Source organism: Bacteroides sp. AF20-13LB (assembly GCF_003603065.1).
In the GTDB taxonomy this organism is placed as follows: Bacteria; Bacteroidota; Bacteroidia; order Bacteroidales; family Bacteroidaceae; genus Bacteroides; species Bacteroides uniformis.
This window is the reverse complement of the sequence record NZ_QTMH01000003.1, coordinates 115,194-132,693: the sequence shown is the minus strand read 5'-3', so window position 1 is coordinate 132,693 and position 17,500 is coordinate 115,194. Positions and strand designations below refer to the sequence as shown.

Annotated in this window: 12 protein-coding genes; 6 read left to right on the top strand and 6 right to left on the bottom strand. The window is 49.8% G+C overall.

Annotated elements, in window-relative coordinates:
- Positions 1–70: 70 nt before the first annotated feature.
- Both DWX62_RS04155 and DWX62_RS04150 read right to left on the bottom strand, forming a co-directional pair.
- The gene (locus tag DWX62_RS04155) at positions 71–2,716 is read right to left on the bottom strand and encodes a glycoside hydrolase family 2 (protein WP_005826042.1); all 2,646 of its coding nucleotides are present in this window, start codon (positions 2,714–2,716) and stop codon (positions 71–73) included.
- 8 nt (positions 2,717–2,724) lie between these two features.
- Positions 2,725–5,205, bottom strand: coding sequence for a polysaccharide lyase family 8 super-sandwich domain-containing protein (locus DWX62_RS04150; protein ID WP_120172605.1), 2,481 nt, complete (start codon positions 5,203–5,205; stop codon positions 2,725–2,727).
- Positions 5,206–5,399: 194 nt separating this feature from the next.
- On the opposite strand from DWX62_RS04150, the gene DWX62_RS04145 reads away from it, so the two are divergent.
- Both DWX62_RS04145 and DWX62_RS04140 read left to right on the top strand, forming a co-directional pair.
- Positions 5,400–6,533: a glycoside hydrolase family protein gene (locus tag DWX62_RS04145; protein ID WP_008662105.1), complete on the top strand. Its 1,134-nt coding sequence runs from the start codon at positions 5,400–5,402 to the stop codon at positions 6,531–6,533.
- A 2-nt stretch (positions 6,534–6,535) separates the two neighbouring features.
- The gene (locus DWX62_RS04140) at positions 6,536–7,504 is read left to right on the top strand and encodes a tRNA-dihydrouridine synthase family protein (protein ID WP_005826046.1); all 969 of its coding nucleotides are present in this window, start codon (positions 6,536–6,538) and stop codon (positions 7,502–7,504) included.
- A 208-nt stretch (positions 7,505–7,712) separates the two neighbouring features.
- Here DWX62_RS04140 and DWX62_RS04135 read toward each other — a convergent pair whose 3' ends face one another.
- From DWX62_RS04135 to DWX62_RS04120, 4 genes are all read right to left on the bottom strand, one after another.
- Entirely contained in the window at positions 7,713–10,799 is a 3,087-nt protein-coding gene (locus DWX62_RS04135; protein WP_117703733.1) for a chondroitinase family polysaccharide lyase, read from the bottom strand.
- Between the two features lie 6 nt (positions 10,800–10,805).
- Positions 10,806–11,495 carry a DUF6250 domain-containing protein gene (locus DWX62_RS04130; protein ID WP_005826049.1) on the bottom strand — a complete coding sequence of 230 codons (690 nt, stop codon included), beginning with the start codon at positions 11,493–11,495 and terminating at the stop codon, positions 10,806–10,808.
- Between the two features lie 114 nt (positions 11,496–11,609).
- Positions 11,610–12,122 carry a DUF4348 domain-containing protein gene (locus DWX62_RS04125; RefSeq protein ID WP_119979416.1) on the bottom strand — a complete coding sequence of 171 codons (513 nt, stop codon included), beginning with the start codon at positions 12,120–12,122 and terminating at the stop codon, positions 11,610–11,612.
- 77 nt (positions 12,123–12,199) lie between these two features.
- Positions 12,200–13,474, bottom strand: coding sequence for a DUF2851 family protein (locus DWX62_RS04120; RefSeq protein ID WP_005826054.1), 1,275 nt, complete (start codon positions 13,472–13,474; stop codon positions 12,200–12,202).
- 96 nt (positions 13,475–13,570) lie between these two features.
- Between DWX62_RS04120 and dapB the strand changes: the two genes are divergently transcribed.
- From dapB to DWX62_RS04100, 4 genes are all read left to right on the top strand, one after another.
- The gene (gene dapB, locus DWX62_RS04115; protein ID WP_120172604.1) at positions 13,571–14,335 is read left to right on the top strand and encodes a 4-hydroxy-tetrahydrodipicolinate reductase; all 765 of its coding nucleotides are present in this window, start codon (positions 13,571–13,573) and stop codon (positions 14,333–14,335) included.
- Positions 14,336–14,341: 6 nt separating this feature from the next.
- Positions 14,342–15,835 carry a signal peptidase I gene (gene lepB / locus DWX62_RS04110; protein WP_005826057.1) on the top strand — a complete coding sequence of 498 codons (1,494 nt, stop codon included), beginning with the start codon at positions 14,342–14,344 and terminating at the stop codon, positions 15,833–15,835.
- Positions 15,832–16,767, top strand: a complete 936-nt coding sequence (gene lepB, locus DWX62_RS04105) for a signal peptidase I (RefSeq protein ID WP_005826058.1) — start codon at positions 15,832–15,834, stop codon at positions 16,765–16,767. The genes lepB (DWX62_RS04110) and lepB (DWX62_RS04105) overlap by 4 nt, the downstream gene beginning before the upstream one ends.
- Before the next feature lie 89 nt (positions 16,768–16,856).
- A complete protein-coding gene (locus DWX62_RS04100) occupies positions 16,857–17,498 on the top strand; it encodes a WbqC family protein (protein WP_005826060.1) in 642 nt (213 codons plus the stop codon).
- Positions 17,499–17,500 lie beyond the last annotated feature (2 nt).

Genomic DNA, 17,500 nt, shown 5'->3' with positions numbered 1-17,500 from the left:
ATACTCCTTTGCGTGATAGCGTGACAGATGTTTTTATTTTTTTGTGTAGAAACAAAAATACCAGTAAATGCTATTTCTTTTCCGTACTTTCAAAGTGGCGTTGCTGCTGTTCCACCTGCTTCATTTCATTGATACGTTCCTGCTCTTCCCTGGCAAGGCGCTCTATTTCATTGAAGTCAATCTCTCCGACTTCAGTTTTTCCAAAGATTTCCGTCTTTTGCGGAACCGGAAGCTCTCTATACAAGGCTACACGTTCCGCAGGCAAAGTAGCTATTTCAATCACTGCCTGGGGATGGAACTGTATACCTGGATGCAAAAGACGTGCTTTTATTTTGATAGTACCTGCTTTCGTTGTTGTACGGATCAGTGCAGGTGCAGTCCCCCAACGACTGACACGGGGATTGGCTTCTACCTCTCTTCCACCGACCAACTCTCCTTCTCCTTCCACCTCAAAAATAACGGTTTCTTGAGAAAGGCGCTTTACATAGCCATCCTTATCGGTAATGGAAGCAATCACCGTGACCATATCCGAACCATTGGCACGCAGGGGCAGTCCAGAATCAACAGTCAGTACAAGCTGTTCATTACGTTTGGAAGGCATATTCTTGGTCCTAGCAACAATCTTGCCATCCAGGAATCCCTCAGCCACAATACTACATTGTTCCGGTTTCCCGGCCCGATGAAGTGCCCGGACATCCACAAAGCTATAAGCACCCTTAAAAACAACGGGAGGATGACGAATCCCCTTCTCCTCCAGCAACGGCACTTGCACAAGGGTGTCTTTTTCGTTCACAATGACACGTACACTATCACAGTTGGTATAAACCACTATATCCTCGGGGGAAAAAGGAGTCATGGCATTAGCTATATACACCATCGGCCCACTATCAGCCTGCTCCAAGTGCAGGTGCGGATCACGCTGGCTCATCATCATGTAATAGGAATACTTTGGCTGACGGAACATATCCATCAGTCCTCCCCAGAAAGGGTCAGGATGATAACCACGCTGGTGGTCAAACGAATGCCACAAGGCACCTCCTATATGCCCCCGAGGAGATTTGTAGAACTGATCAACCGTAAGAGAGCCGCCATAATCCTTGCGGGCATAGTGCTGGGCCTGGCGAATCTGTGGCTCTTCACCCCATTCACGTGCCACACGGCTGTAAGAATTGTGGGAATTCCAGTCATCCACACAGTCACCATACTCCCGGGTAAAGCAGGATTTGCCTGCATTCCGGTAAAACGCCTCGTTCTTGGGGGCTGTATAAACTACATCATATCCCATTGCTCCTTTGCTCTTGTCATCAATGGCAGCATAGCAACCCGGAGCCGGATACTCTTCATGAGTAGCCCGATAGGCATTCTGTGCAAAAGACTCCGGAAAAGCCGTCTCATTAAGTACCGGTTCCCACAGAAGGACAGACGGATGATTACGGTCTCGACGGACCATATTACGGATGTCGGAAAGGATACGTTCTTCAAACACCGGTTCCGGATTCCAGTACTGCCAGCCGGGAGTGGCTACAATAATGAACATACCCAGTTCATCGCAGGCATCCATAAATGCAGGGTCTTGGGGATAGTGTGCCGAGCGTATAATCCGGAAACCAGCATCACGCATTTTCTTCACGTCCAGCCAATGCAGGTTGTTGGGTACGGCATTCCCGATATAAGCATAGTCCTGATGGCGGTTTACCCCCATCAGCTTGTCTCCGAACGGCTTACCGTTGATATAGAGACCGTCGGCACCGCGAAACTCAATGCTTCGGATACCGATACGGGAAACAACAGCGTCGCACAGCTTGCCGTTAAGATAGACAGAGGTGCGGAGCCGATACAGATTCGGAGTATCGGGATGCCACAAAGACGGATTTCTGACAGTGAGCTGCTGCATGACGTGTCCATCACTTCCGGCAGACAAGCTGAGACTTTTCCTTGTACTGGCCACCTGCTTGCCAACAGCATCCAGCAGGGTTGACTCCACTACCACCCGGCAACCACTCTCTCTATCATTGACGATATGAGTCTTGACATTCACCCGAGCCTTTTGGTCCGACACATCCTCATAGCTGACAAACACGCCTCCCCCAGCCACCTGGCCAGCCTCATTGGCATCGCTTACATGCACGTCACCGGTACAGATAAGATAACAATCACGGTAGATGCCACCAAATACACAAAAATCCATCGTATACTGTTTGCGCCCCGGCGGGAAAGAAGGGTCATCACTGTTATCAGCACATACGGCAACGGTTACCTCATCACCTGGACGCACACCAACAGCAGTCAAATCTATACTCACCGGGAGAAAACCACCGAAGTGCTCCTTTACCTTGTAACCATTGATATAAAAGCTGCTTTTACCCATAACCGCCTCAAAATAGAGGGACAACCGCTTACCTTGATACCGAGTATCGACAGTGAAACGCTTGGAATACCAGGCCGGCCCCTGATAATTGCGAGAACCGCTCGCCTCGGAAGGAACCAGCTGTACGGTATGCGGTAGGTTTACCAGCTCCCACTTGCTGTCATCCAGTTGCAAAGGATCAGCTTTTAAAGGAATATCCCCCCGATGAAAACGCCATCCGGGATTAAAGTCCAATACCTCGCGGCCGGAATTGGGCACCGGATAAAAACTGGCAGCAGAAAAGTGTTCTTGTGCTTGCAGTACACCGATGCAAGCCCAGAAAATAATTAATAAAAGAATCTTTTTCATAATCTATATCATTGATTTGTCATTCTATCCACACGTATTACCGCCGGTTTTCCACAAAGCATCCCCTGCGGCATAGGTACTTTGATTTCCCTTCCATTGAGAACAATCCGAATCCCTTTCAGAGCCGCATTCATGCAAGCATCGGTGACAGAAACCACAATCTCCCCTGCTTCTTCCCTTATCAGCACCGCACATGGGGCAGAAGCGGAAAGAGACAAACCTTCTGCCTGCAAACCTTTATTGCCGGGATACAAGACAGCTTCCACCACCTTTCCATCCATAGAGCAGACCGCCTGCACCAGGGTATCGTTCTGCAATACCCGGAACGGCAGTTCATCCGATGGTATCTGCCGGCCTGCATAAACCACATAGCCATAGGTATCATCAACCGGACGCTGTCCATGATTTGCCCACAGACGGAGGATTCTGACTTCTGAGGGCAAGCCTTGTTTCTTTTCATTCACCTTGTTCCGCTTCACCCAATCTGTGGGACGAGTCTCGCAAGTAACAAATGCTTCACGGGTATACTCAGGAAGTATCCGATAGGCAAACTTACCTTTCTGCACCAGCCAGAGGGGAGTACCATCTGCCGACAAAAGCGAGTGAGTGCCGGAAGCGACAAGCTCCATTTTTTCCCTTTTCATCGAGAAAACTTCATCCGTCCAAGCCGTCTGGTCGATAGTGGTGCGAATCTCCCCATCCAGTTCAAGACGCTTATTGGTTACGCCCGCACCCAAAGCTACCATGTAATCTCCCAGAATGAAATAAGACTTATATGCCTTGAAGCCATAAAGAACCTCGTTCAAACCCTCACTGTTCCCCTTGTCGTTCACACCCTCTTTCGCAGAAGCGTTCATCTTTTCGAAGATATATCCTGCAACGGCATTACTCCCGCCATCCGTAGCACCGGCAGCAAAATTACTCCTGCTGCAATAACCACGCCAATTCTCTACGGGAACCAGTTTGTCCATGCCTTCGCGTGCAGTCACACCTGGGGAAGCGGTGACATCCCAACCGCCCATAATCCGGAAATACTCATCGCCGCTGCGCTGGAACAACGTCATTCCATCCGTCGGATAGAAATTGTAGGCATCAGCAAAGCTGGCTGCACTCTCCAGTCCGTCACAGCGGACAGAGGCCATATTAATCGTGATATGATAGTCGGGAGTCTTCTTTATCAAGTCGTCGTTGTTGAAGAACCAACGGGTACCGGAATAGACGCCCGGAGCATACGTCTCCATCGTGATGCGATTCTTCTTCACCTCTTGCTGCAATTGCAACAGTTCCCGCTGCTCTTCGGGGGTGAAAGAGTCCATCCAGTTGCCGATAAGGTTATCCAGCATTCCGGCATAAGGGATGGAAAGCTCTGTGGGATTATATACATACGAGCCACGGTCCAGGCAAGGAAGGCGATATCCCTTATAATAATACCAGGCACCACCACGCAGGAAATTAAGAAGTGCCTGCACATTATCCCGGCCCAGATTCTTGGCCCAGGGAGAGCCTTTCAGCATATTCAGCATTTTAAGTGCATTGGAAGTCCCGTCAATGGGATAGCCCCAAATCAGGCATTGCTTTCCATGTCCCCAACCTGCCCCGTCGGCAGTGAATCCCTCAGTCCAGAAAGCATCGGAATACGTAGTTTGGGAGGTCATACTGATACCGCGCTGGCAAACTTCCGCCAGCAAGTCTATCATAGGAATGGAACGGTACATGGCGGCCACGGGCAATAGGGAACGATAGGCCAATGCATTGCCGCCCACCCACCACACATGGTTGCGGAAACGGGAAATGGAAACTACATTCTCATCGGTTTCGTCGTGGCGGAGAGGTTGGGTCCAAGCTTGTAAGGCAATGGTTTTCAACATATCGCACGCCTCTTGCAGCAATGTGCCGCCTTTCCCACCTTCAGCATCGTCCATCTGTTTCAGATAGCAGAAATAAGTATTGACCGCTGCCGTAGGTATGGCAAAGCAAGATGCATGGAAACGGGGACCGTCATTGGGGCGTCCTGCCTCGATACCGCCGTAATGCAAGATTGCCTTCAGCACTTTACCGGACAAGGCCTGCTCTTCTGTCAGTTCACCTTTACAATAGGCATCCGCTACTTTCCAGATACGGTTGAAGGCATCCGCCACGAACAAGCCTATTTCGGCCTGCGGGTTGGAGTAAGGCTTCTGAAAGGCATTCTCTTTGCGGAATTGCTCTTCCTGCTCCCTTAAACCAGAAAAGATACCGTCGGCAGTGAGTTGTGCCAGACACTCCTGCGCACTCAACCGGGTGTCCAGGGAATGATAACGGTAAGGATGCTGCGCAAAGGAAGCGCGGAAAGCCTTGATGGACTTCTCCTTCTCTGCATCCCCCCGCTGCCGGGCTTCGTTGTAGTAACGGTGATAATTATTGAAAGCAAACTGCGTTTCCTTCTCCTGCGGAAAAGCGGTTGCGGCCAAGCAAAGGCCGAGAATGGTCAGAATAAGGTTTCTCTGCATATTAGAATCGTATTGGTTATTGTATAATGTCCGATTATATTTTCAGCAAATATAATGAAAGGCAGAGGGAAGAAATGACGGCAATCATACAAAACAGATGCAGTTTTCGTACGGAACTGGCTGAGTGCGGCAACAGGCATAAAAAGATTGGCTATCTTTGTTTCATCATAATAACCTTATTAACAACACTCCCCATGAAAAGACATCATCTGCTTTTTCTCTTTGCCGCTTTCATAGCTATAACGTCTTCTGCCCAGAAGCTGGACAATCTGGTAGAACTGAAACAGAAGTCGGAAAACCCACTGTTTCATCACTTGGACAAAGCTCCACGTACACCAGCTTTCGAGTGCGAAGGCTATTGGGCCTGGGGAAGTTCGGTAGTGAAAGGAGATGACGGCAAGTACCATATGTTCGTTTCCCGCTTTCCCAAAAGCTTGCCGTTCCATCCGGGATGGATGGTAGCCTCGGAGATTGTACATGCCGTATCCGAGATACCGCAGGGACCTTATCGGTTCAGCGAAGTGGCCCTCCCTGCCCGTGGTGCGCAATACTGGGACGGACGCTCCACACACAATCCACGCATTTTGAGGCAGAACGGGAAATACTACCTTATCTATATGGGTTCCACCCACCCCTTTGCCGACCCTACTTACGAACAACTCACCCTGAAAAGCCCCTGGTGTACCGTTGCCCGCGCCAACAAACGCGTGGGACTGGCCGTTGCCGACTCGCCCTACGGTCCGTGGAAACGCTTGGACGAGCCCATCTTGAAGACCAAGCCCAATACTTTCTACAGTTTTCTGACCTCAAATCCCTCGCCTATCATTCAAGAAGACGGTTCGGTGATGATGATATTCAAGGGGCGACATTACACGAACGGTTACCTGCACTCGGCCATGAGCCTCGGAATGGCTTATGCTCCTACCATAGAAGGCCCTTATCGAGTGCTGAACAATGACTGTCCCATCTTTGAAGTAGACGGTCAGGGCGAAGCGGAAGACCCTTTCCTCTGGAAAGATGCAAACGGTTATCATGCCATCTTCAAAGACCATGTAGCCAAGTTTACTGGCGAACGGGGCGGAGGCGTCATGGCACATTCCAAAGACGGCATCCAATGGACGGTGGACAAAGACCCGAAAGCCTACTCGCTCACTGTGGAGTGGGAAGACGGCAGCGTGGAGAAGCAAGGACAACTGGAACGCCCCTTCATCCTCTTCGAGGACGGAAAGCCTGCCTACATCTTCTTTGCCACGATGGACGGGCCCGGAGGATTCGAAAATGCATCCCGTTCTTGGAATATGGTGATTCCCATCAAAGATCGGAAGTAAAAATGTGTATCTTTGCAGCCATGAACGAGAACATATTACCCATCCACTTCGCCCCGCTGCAAGGCTACACCGATGCCGTCTACCGGCGGGCGCATGCACGCATATTCGGCGGCATAGAGACCTATTACTCTCCTTTCGTACGCATGGAGCACGGAGAAATCCGGCGGAAAGATGCCCGTGACATTGAGCCGGACAACAACCCGGACCTGCACCTCATCCCCCAGCTCATTGCTCCGGATGCGGACAAGCTGGAGCACATAATGTCCCTTTTCATCGAAAAAGGATACCAGGAAGCGGACATCAATCTGGGTTGTCCTTTTCCGATGCTGGCCCGGCGCCACAATGGCTGCGGCATGCTGCCCTATCCCGAAGAAGTGAAGGCGCTGCTCTCCGAAGCCATCGACCGACATCCCGACATCCGTTTCTCCGTGAAGCTGCGTCTGGGCTGGGAGCAGGCAGAGGAGTGTCTTGCCCTGCTACCGCTGTTCAACGAACTCCCCCTCGCACACATCATCCTGCACCCGCGTCTGGGCAAGCAGCAATACAAAGGAGAGGTAGACCTGGAGGGATTTGAAGCTTTCTACAAAGAGTGCACCCACCCTCTGTTCTACAACGGAGACCTGCATACCGCGAATGATATCCGTTCTATCACCACACGGTTCCCCCGATTGGCAGGTATCGTCATCGGCCGCGGGCTACTCGCCAATCCTGCCCTGGCGCTGGAATACAAGCAAGGAACCCCGATTTCTTCCGATGAAATGGCGAAAAAAGTGGGACAACTACACACCGAGGTCTTCAACGCCTATCAAGAGCTACTGCAAGGCGGTGAGGCACAGCTATTAATGAAAATGAAAAGTTTCTGGGAGTACCTATTGCCGGACGGAGACCGCAAAGCGAGAAAGACCATTCATAAGACCAGCAAACTGGCAAACTATCAGTCAGCAGTAAGCAATCTGCTCGGAACATATTAAACAACCGTTTCCAGTATCTTTCTCTATAGGAGAGAAAGGCTAAGACTCCTATACCGAATACCCACAACACCCGGATGTATTCACCCAAAACATGGGGATGTATTACCCCAAAACATCCCCATGTTTTATAGCACAACACCCGGATGTTATGGGGTAAAACATCCGGGTGTTGTGGGTATTCAGTATCAATGTCTAACCTATACTCTCCCTACCTCTTTAGCTCTACCTCTAAGCTTGCAGCATCCCGGCAAGTAAAGCGCAGCACAGTCTGATTCTTGTCTGCCGACAACACCTTGCAATAGGGCGTCTCGGCAACCTTCCACTGTCCCTTCAAAGTAACGGTTACGGGAATCTCCTGACTCTCATTGTCAGTCCACGGGCGTGAATAGATACTGCGCTCAATACGTTTTCCGTCTTTATCGAAAGCCTCGTCACTCGGACCACGATACAAGGCCAAGTCGGGCTGGGAAACAGTCAGCAGAAGCTTGTCCTTATATTCGCGTATCATGACAAGGCACGATGTATCGGCTTTCTGCAACAATCCACCGTCGGGCAGAGCCTGCGGAGTCTCAAACAAGACGTAAGAAGTAAGACCGTCTGCCGGAGAACGCACAATGTGGGCGTTGCGGTCTTGCCGGAGAATCTTGTAAGTGGGTTTCTTGGCGAATGCCTTCAAAGCGGCGGCATCCGTGTGGGGCAGCACTGCATATTCGTAGGAAGCACCTTTCGGGGCTTTGCCATGTTGCAATGTCAAGGACACCCAGTCGCCGGAAGTAGGCTTGGTGCTACGCTCGCCTACGGTCACTTGCGGGAAGTTCTTCTCATATCGGGCAGTAGGACGGGAAGCTTTGGAAATGTAATAACCTACGCCGTTGGGGTCTATATAAGTCTGTCCATCACTCTGATAGGACTCCCAGTACCGGCGGGTTTCGGGAGTGGTGGCGGCAAGCTGGAACACGGTGGTTTCCGTTGGATATTCGGTATTTAGGTTTTCGATGTCCGTACCGAGGCATACAATGGTGCCGTCGAAGAAATGGAACGACTTGCGGGCACGGTGAGAACCGTTATACTTATCATGTTCATGCAGCACCATACCGAAGTTACCGTTCAGATGTGCTTGGGACAAACCGCCGGCAAAAGCTTCGTCGGAATAGAGCATCTCCTCCATGCCGGAGAAGGTATCGACATTCAATACCCGGGCACGCAGCTGGTCGAAAGGCAAATGAATGCTCGTGACACCCGGAATACGATTCCAGTCGAAACCGGCCTCCTGCCAGCCACTGGTGGCAAAAGTAACCATTTCATCGGGTTTTCCGGTAAGAATCTGCATGCTGCCATGTGCCAGATAACGGCCATAGAAGTTGGCGGGGAGATAGTGCTCGGCAGCCCAGAGGTAACGGGAATGTCCGCGTACTACGGCAGCCCAGTTGCTGCGACGCTGTACGGATACACAACCGTAACCCAAAGCCAGATTGCCTTGCGGGTCGGGTTCCGGACGGAAGCCTTGGGCTTCGAGCAACTTCTTCATCTCCAATTCGTGGCAGGTAGAAGCCTTCGGCAGATAGTCGGGCGCATTCTTGTCCGGAGCTTCTGTATAGGCAACCAGGCGCAGATAGGCAGCAGCCATTTCGGGGTCATACTTCTGCTTGCCATCCGGCGTACCGGCAATGGCCATCGTGGCATATTGGATAGGTATCAGGCTTCCTCCCCCGTTGGGATGGCGTCCGGACATGGAGAGAGACCATTGCTTCAGATTGCAATAGAAACGCATGGTGAGAAGCACTTTCTTCACCGTCTCGTGTGCCTGCTCGGACAGACGGAACTCGGTACCACTCAGCAAGTAAATCATATTAGTGGCACCGTCCAGACCGCCCACTGCATAGGCAGGATAATTGTTGCAATGATGGAAGCAAGCACCGTCCGGCTTGAAAGAACCGGCCAATCCCGGCGCAGGAAGGCAGCCTTTGTCCAGCCAACGGGAGAAGGAACGCAGGTATTGCAGTTTCTCCGGGGTATCCTCCATAATCAGAATGCTGGCTATGCGGCCTTGCAACTTGGTGTTGAACGTATCTATATCAATACCGTTGACGGCAGGTTCGGGATATACCTCATTGGTGATGGCATACCAGTTGAGCGTACGTACCGCCTCTTCCAGCTTACCTGCCTCACGCAACACGTCCTTCATCAAGAAATAAGCCACAAACAGACCGCGCATACTATATCCGTAATGGTGGATATTCCCCCAGCAACTGCCATAGGCAATACCCTGGTCGGTGGCATTGTCGTACATGGCGATGAATTTCTGCTCCAACTCGTGTTTCAGCGCCGCATCCTCCGCATTGTTGTAGGCGATAGCGACGCGTTTCATCAGGTTGAAATAGTCGCTTATCTCTATCCCCAGTCTGGAGAACATATCTTTGTCCCAATCGGGTACCATACGTTCGTATGCCTCGGAGTGACGTACGAAATAGATAGGACGTCCTGCCACCTTGCCGTTCTTGTAGGTAATCCGATAAAAATCATACTTCTCACGGATGGACTGCATCTCCTTGTCCGAAAGTGCGGAAGGCGTGTAGAGCATGTTGCGGAAACGCTTCTCCATAATCCGTATATCCTGCTTCTGCGCCTCGGTCACGTCTGTCAGAGGGATGTCCGGTTTCCACAAGGAGTGTTCGTAGATAACCAGCCAGTGGTTGGTGGTTCCCTTATTTACAAACGGTACCTGCAAGTCGGCAGTCTGCTGGCGGGCATCCACCTTGCTGGCAGTAATCAGATGGTCGAAAAAGAGTTTCCCTTTCACATCAGGGGCTACAATGCGGATTTCGTCCATCCCTTCTTCCGGGGTGCCTTGCATATCGCGTTCATAACATACCCATGCTCCGCGCCAACCGGTGAAGTTGATGCCAAAAGGAAAAGAGGTGCATACCTTGCCGTCCTTCAGGAACTCGAACCGAATCTGCTTGTCCTGGGCCTGCTCATTGTACACCCATACGATGAAAGCCGAAAGATAGGTGTCTTTCCCCGTCGGGTCTTTCTTCTCAAACTTCAAGTCTTTTTTGATAGACAGTGCGGCACCCGGCTCGAAAGTCCAGCTCAAACTGTGGTCACCATCCCTATAATGTTCGTCGCTAATGCCCAACTGCGAACCAGCTGCCGTAGTGACAAACGCCGGAACCTGCTTCTCCTCAAAAGAAAGCAAGCGCTCATTCTTCACGATTTGTGCATGTACACTGCCCGGCAGCAACATGCAAACGAGCGCTACCGCTCCTATTTTCCATTTACTGAATTGCATCATGTCTGTTTATTTAAGGTTATCGATATTTGCGACTTGGAAATCTGCAAAACGTACGTGGTTCTGCCACAACCGTAAGGCGAAATAGCCGTCTCCTTTGCCATCGGCAACCGGTAAGCTGAAAAGCTCTTCACCATCCATGGCATAAGTGGTGGCTCCATTCTCCACACGGATTTTAACTTCATACCAATGGTTGGGCTTCAAAAGGTGGGCGGCATCGGTATACTCTTTCAAGATGGGTTTAATCTTTGCATCGTCCACTCCATAATACTCTCCATGGTATTCACGGAAACGCGTAGTTCCATTATCATTACCGCCGTAGCCCACATAGTAAAGGTCCAGCGTATTGTAATTCTTGAACTCGCCGTTGCGCCATGCACTGCGGGCAAAGAAGTCATCCGGATGCCGGGGGTCATCGGCCCCCCAAAAACAATTCAAGTCGCTGAGACGGTCGTAGCTACCATTCTCAACCACCACTTGTACCCGGTAGGTAATCTCATAGTTTCCCGTCAACCGTTCCTTATACCAAAGGGACAGCCCGTCCGGAGATACAATATCCATCGTATCGCCGATACATGTAATTTCCACTTTTCCGGAAGAATCCTCCACGACCCAGGCGGTAAGCCGGCAGGAAGCGCCCATCTCCATACCGGGGAGGACACATAAGAGAAGTTGCATCAAAAGAAGTTGTAACCGCATATTTCAATGTATTAGTACGGTACAAAGAAACCCCTCTTTTTGGAAAAAGAGGGGCATAAATCGTACAGAAGAAGGATAAAATAATGATTGAGGCGGATTTCTGCCCCCACTTCATCAAGGATGAAGTTCTTCGAAAGCCTTGTTATCCTCTTGTACCGCCTGAATAGTTTCTTCCAGTTCATTGATAGGGAGATCGAAGTTGTACCAGTCGTTATAGCAGTCGGTGACATACCACTTGCCATCCGTCAGTTCAAAGACCACACGAAGGGAAGGTTCTGATTCATCATAGCCTGCTTCGAACTCTTTATGGGCAGGCTCATTGACAGTGAAGTGAGAAATATAGGTACCTCCCTCCTCTTCGGTAGTACGTCCTTCCTTCAGCGTTTCTTCGTCTAGCAATGCCCACTTCTCGCGGGTGAAGGGAAAAGTCTGTTCCGTCTCACCGTCATCCTTCAAGAGGGCGATGGGAGACTTCAAAGGAAACTTGATTCGGGAATACTGGAATGAAGCACTGGACGTGAATTTCTGGAGAAATGTCTTGAAATCCTCCTCTTCGGCAGCCAGACCATTGAGAGTCGTCAGCATGAGTGCCGCAAACAGACAAAAAACAAAGCGGATAGCCTTCATATACTCGGATTATTTTTCAATGCGCAAAGATAATATAAAAGTAATAAAATGCTAAGGCTATGGGGCGATAATTATTATCATCTATGTTTCAGATACTCGTAACCAAACCGGCAACGCAAGCAGTCTTTCTTGTCACAATATTCCTTTTGAAGTTGAAGCAGAGCCTGCGAATCGGCAGCGGTAGATACCGGCAAACCGGCACCATCCCAAAGTCGGGTTACGTGATTGTTTTCGGCCTTCAAGGATTCAAGGAAACGGGTGGCACGGTCACACAAAACGTCATCGGCCTTGTGCAGGCCATAAGCATAAAGAAACGGGATGACCGTATTGATGGCAATCAGATTCAAGGCACCGTCCCCTACCCGCTTTTCCCTCCGGGGTGAAACCTTTCTGAAATTGAAGTGCTCCTCCCAATACGCGGAAGTCTTGGCAGCCAGTATCTTCTTCACCGCCTCCAGCGTTTCAGCCTCCATAACACGCGAGAAGAGCGACTGCTCCTTGTGATACAGACAGGCAAGCTGGGCGAGGCGTACATGTGGAAAGTTATCGGGACGAAGACGCAGAAACCGCCACTGCTCAACAGACATGGGAGCTGGCAGCTCGAACTTGTGTTGCAGGTAGCGGAACTCTTTCTGAAGTATCAAATAATAATCATCTGCCTCTGCCGAGACCTCCTCCAGCAGGCCTGCCTGCCCCAGGAAGAAAGCCTCCACTTGAAACAGACTGTCCCGATGCTTGTCTACGGCGCGGAATGGAAGGCGGTTTGCCCATGCCTCGAAAGCATCCCCATTCAGCCCGAAGCCGAAGTTACGAGCAAGAGTAATGAAGAAAACATCTTCCCAATGATGATTGCAGCGTTCGAGCCGCTGGGATATGACGCATGCTTTCTGCTCAAAACGCTCTACCTGCAAAGCGGACAGCCAGGAATGGACGGTCAGCTTTGGGAGGGAGGCAAGGATGGAATAGCAGGGAGGATAAATCTCTGTCTGCCGAAGCTCTTCATAGCGCAAGCGGACAGTGTCGGGGCAAGTGAGCACCATCTGGGGAACCAGCTCACCGTTCGTGCGGTACACATCACAATTCGATTCGCCCACCACGTGCAGGATGACGGTATCATACGCCTTGTCACGGTCGTGCCTATGGAGCAGCCAGTCTGATGCCTGCGTATGCACTTCGACGTTGCCCACCCAGAGCGTACCGTCTATTTTCAGTTTGGCATTAAAAAAATCGGGGCCTGCATTCATGTTCGGCAAACCGGGATCTATCACTTCTACCGGCCGGCCGGAGGTTGTCTGGAGCAATGACAAAGGAAATATTTTGTGCTTCCAAACATAATGCAGTAGTTGTTCCATGTTAACAAGACGTTAATGTTGAGCACAAATGTAAGAAAAAGATTATCTTTGCGACCTATAGTTTGTTGATAAACTAAATAAAAACAGATAGAAACAATGAAAATCGCATTAATCGGCTACGGAAAAATGGGCAAGGAAATCGAGAAAATAGCCCTTGGCCGCGGACACGAAATTGTAAGCATCATCGATGTCGACAATCAGGAAGACTTTGAATCGGCAGCCTTCAAGAGCGCCGACGTTGCCATAGAGTTCACCAACCCCATGGTTGCATACAATAACTATATGAAGGCATTCCGCGCCGGGGTCAAACTGGTATCCGGCAGTACGGGATGGATGGCAGAACATGGAGACGAAGTAAAGAGACTTTGTACCGAAGGCGGCAAGACACTGTTCTGGTCTTCCAACTTCAGCTTGGGAGTAAGCATCTTCTCTGCCGTCAACAAGTACCTCGCAAAGATAATGAACCAATTCCCTGCCTATGATGTGACAATGAGCGAAACGCACCACATCCACAAGATGGACGCTCCGAGCGGAACGGCCATCACGCTTGCCGAAGGTATTCTGGAGAATCTCGACCGTAAGGACAAATGGGTAGAAGGGACTTTCCAAGCTCCCGACGGAACCGTTTCGGGCTCTACGGAATGTGCAGCCAATGAGCTATCCATAAGTTCTATCCGCGAAAGAGAAGTACCGGGCATCCACAGCATCCGCTACGACTCCGAAGCCGACAGTATCACTATCACCCACGATGCCAAGAATCGCAGGGGATTTGCCTTGGGAGCTGTCCTTGCTGCCGAATATACCGCCAAGCACGAAGGTGCTTTGGGAATGAGTGACTTGTTTCCATTTTTAAAAGACTAAAACATCATGAGAAAAGCAACACGCACCCAATGGATTAAATTCAGTATAGTCACCCTGCTCTACCTTGCCTTTCTGGTTTGGGTAAAAAGCTGGCTGGGACTGATTGTACTACCCTTCATTTTTGACATCTACATCAGTAAGAAGATACCCTGGGGATTCTGGAAGAAATCGGAGAATCCTGCCGTACGCAGCATCATGAGTTGGGTGGATGCCATCGTATTTGCGCTGGTAGCCGTCTACTTCGTAAATATCTATGTGTTCCAGAATTATCAGATACCGTCTTCCTCATTGGAGAAATCCTTGTTGGTAGGCGATTTCCTTTACGTCAGCAAGATGAGTTATGGTCCGCGCGTACCGAATACGCCGCTTTCCATGCCGCTGGCACAACATACACTACCGGTATTCAACACCAAATCGTACATCGAATGGCCCCAATGGGAATACAAGCGTGTACCAGGCTTCGGCAAAGTGAAACTGAATGACATTGTGGTGTTCAACTTCCCGGCAGGCGACACGGTAGCCACCAATTTCCAGCAGACAGACTTCTATACCCTTGCTTACGAAGAAGGAAAACGCGTGTATCCCAACAAGGTGAATATGGACAGCCTGACACGCAAGCAGCAACGTACTGTCTACGACCTGTACTACAATGCCGGACGTAATCTTATCCGTTCCAATCCGAGAATGTACGGTGACATTGTCATACGCCCCGTTGACCGTCGTGAAAACTATGTAAAACGTTGCGTAGGCCTGCCCGGCGATACGTTGCAAATCAAGAAAGGACAGGTATACATCGACGGTAAAGCCATCGAGAACCCTACAGAAATGCAGTTCAACTACTTTGTACAGACTACAGGTCCTTATATCACCGATGATATGTTCCGTGAACTGGGCATCAGCAAAGAAGACCAGACACTGATGACCGACGGTCTGGGCTGGGAAGAGAATCTGATTGAAATGGGATTGGACCGCCGGGATGCCCAAGGCAGGCTGGCACCGGTCTATCATCTTCCGCTCACCAAAAAGATGTACGAGACCCTTTCGGGCAACAAGAAACTCATCAGTAATATTATCATTGAACCGGGAGAATTCTCGGGACAGATGTATCCGCTGAACCTTTACACTAAATGGGACCGCAACAACTACGGCCCGATATGGATTCCTGCCAAAGGCGCCACCATCAAGCTGACCGAGGACAACCTGCCTATCTACGAACGCTGCATCGTTGCCTATGAAGGCAACAAACTGGAAGTCAAGGAAGACGGCATCTACATCAATGGTGAAAAGACCGACTCTTATACCTTCAATATGGACTACTACTGGATGATGGGCGACAACCGCGACAAGTCCGCCGACTCCCGATACTGGGGTTTTGTGCCGGAAGACCATGTCGTAGGAAAGCCTATCGTAGTATGGTTGTCACTGGACAAAGACCGGGGCTGGTTTGACGGTAAGATACGCTGGAACCGGATATTCAAGTGGGTGGACGGCATTAAATGAAAAAAGGGTGTAAGATAGCAATCACAATAGTTGGAGTGGCACTCGTCGTGGTGCTGCTTCGGGGTTGTGTGGCAACTTCCTATCTTATCCCCTCTTCCGGCATGGAAAATTCACTGTACCAAAGTGAGCGTATTCTTGTAAACAAGTGGAGCTACGGTCTGCGGCTTCCTTTCATGAAGTTATGGGGGTATCATCGCTGGGCGGACAGTCCGGTGCAGAAAGAGGATATTCTTGTATTCAACAATCCTGCCAATCTTTCAGAACCCGTGATTGACCGACGGGAAGTCTTCATCAGCCGTTGCATCGGTATTCCCGGAGATACCTTGCTGATAGATTCGCTTTTTTCAGTGATTCCTTCCGAAAAGAATGCGCCCGACCAGAAGTTTCTTTATTCTTACCCCAGACAACGGGAACGACAGTTGGATTCATTGCTTTCCATACTTTCCATCGCTCCCAACAAACTATTGGGGCAGGACTCAACAAAGAATATACGCAGTTTCAGCCGTTATGAACACTACTTGCTGGAACAAGCCATGAACGGGAACTGCTGGATAGAACCTATTGTCAAGGAAGATTCTATGGAGATACTGAAACCTCTGATAATCCCCAGCAAAGGCAAAGCCGTGCGCGTATATCCGTGGAACAAGACTTTGTTGCGAAATACCCTGGTACTTCACGAAAAGAAACAAGCCGAAATCAAAAACGACACCCTTTATGTGGAAGGCAAACCCGTGCAACACTGCCATTTTACCAAAGACTACTACTGGGTAGGTGCCAACAATGCCATCAATCTTTCGGACTCCCGTCTTTTCGGTTTCGTCCCCAAAGACCACATCATAGGCAAGGCATCTATCATCTGGTTCTCCAAAGAAAAGGGAACAGGACCTTTCAGCGGTTACCGATGGGGCAGGATATGGAAAAGAGTGGAATGACAAACAAATGAAAGAATAAAAATGAAAATACAAACAATGCACAGTAGCTTCAATCGTAAATCGCAAATCATCTAATCGTAAATATACTGATGAAAACAGTTTTTCTTTCTTCCGCCTATTTGGCTCCCATAGAATATTATACCAAATTGCTGGCATACGATAAAGTATTCATCGAACAGCATGACCACTATATGAAGCAGACTTACCGGAACCGTTGTACCATTGCCGTACCGGACGGTGAACTGGCCCTTTCCATCCCCACCGTCAAACCGAATACCCTAAAATGCCCGATGCGCGATATACGCATTTCAGACCACGGGAACTGGAGGCATCTGCACTGGAATGCCATAGAATCTGCCTACAACCACACTCCTTTCTTTGAATATTATAAAGACGACTTCCGCCCTTTCTATGAAAAGAAGTATGAGTTTTTAGTCGATTTCAACGAAGAACTTTGCCATCTTATCTGTTCTCTGATAGACATACAGCCCGATATGGCACGCACCACCGAATACCGGACTGAATTCACTCCGAATGAAGCGGATTTCCGCGAACGCATTCATCCGAAAAAGGATTTTTCTCTGGAAGATACAGAATTCTCACCACAACCTTATTATCAAGTGTTTCAAGAGAGACTCGGGTTTCTGCCCAACTTGAGCATCATAGACCTGCTGTTCAATATGGGACCGGAGAGCTTATTGGTATTACAGAAGTCCATCACTCTAAAATAAGA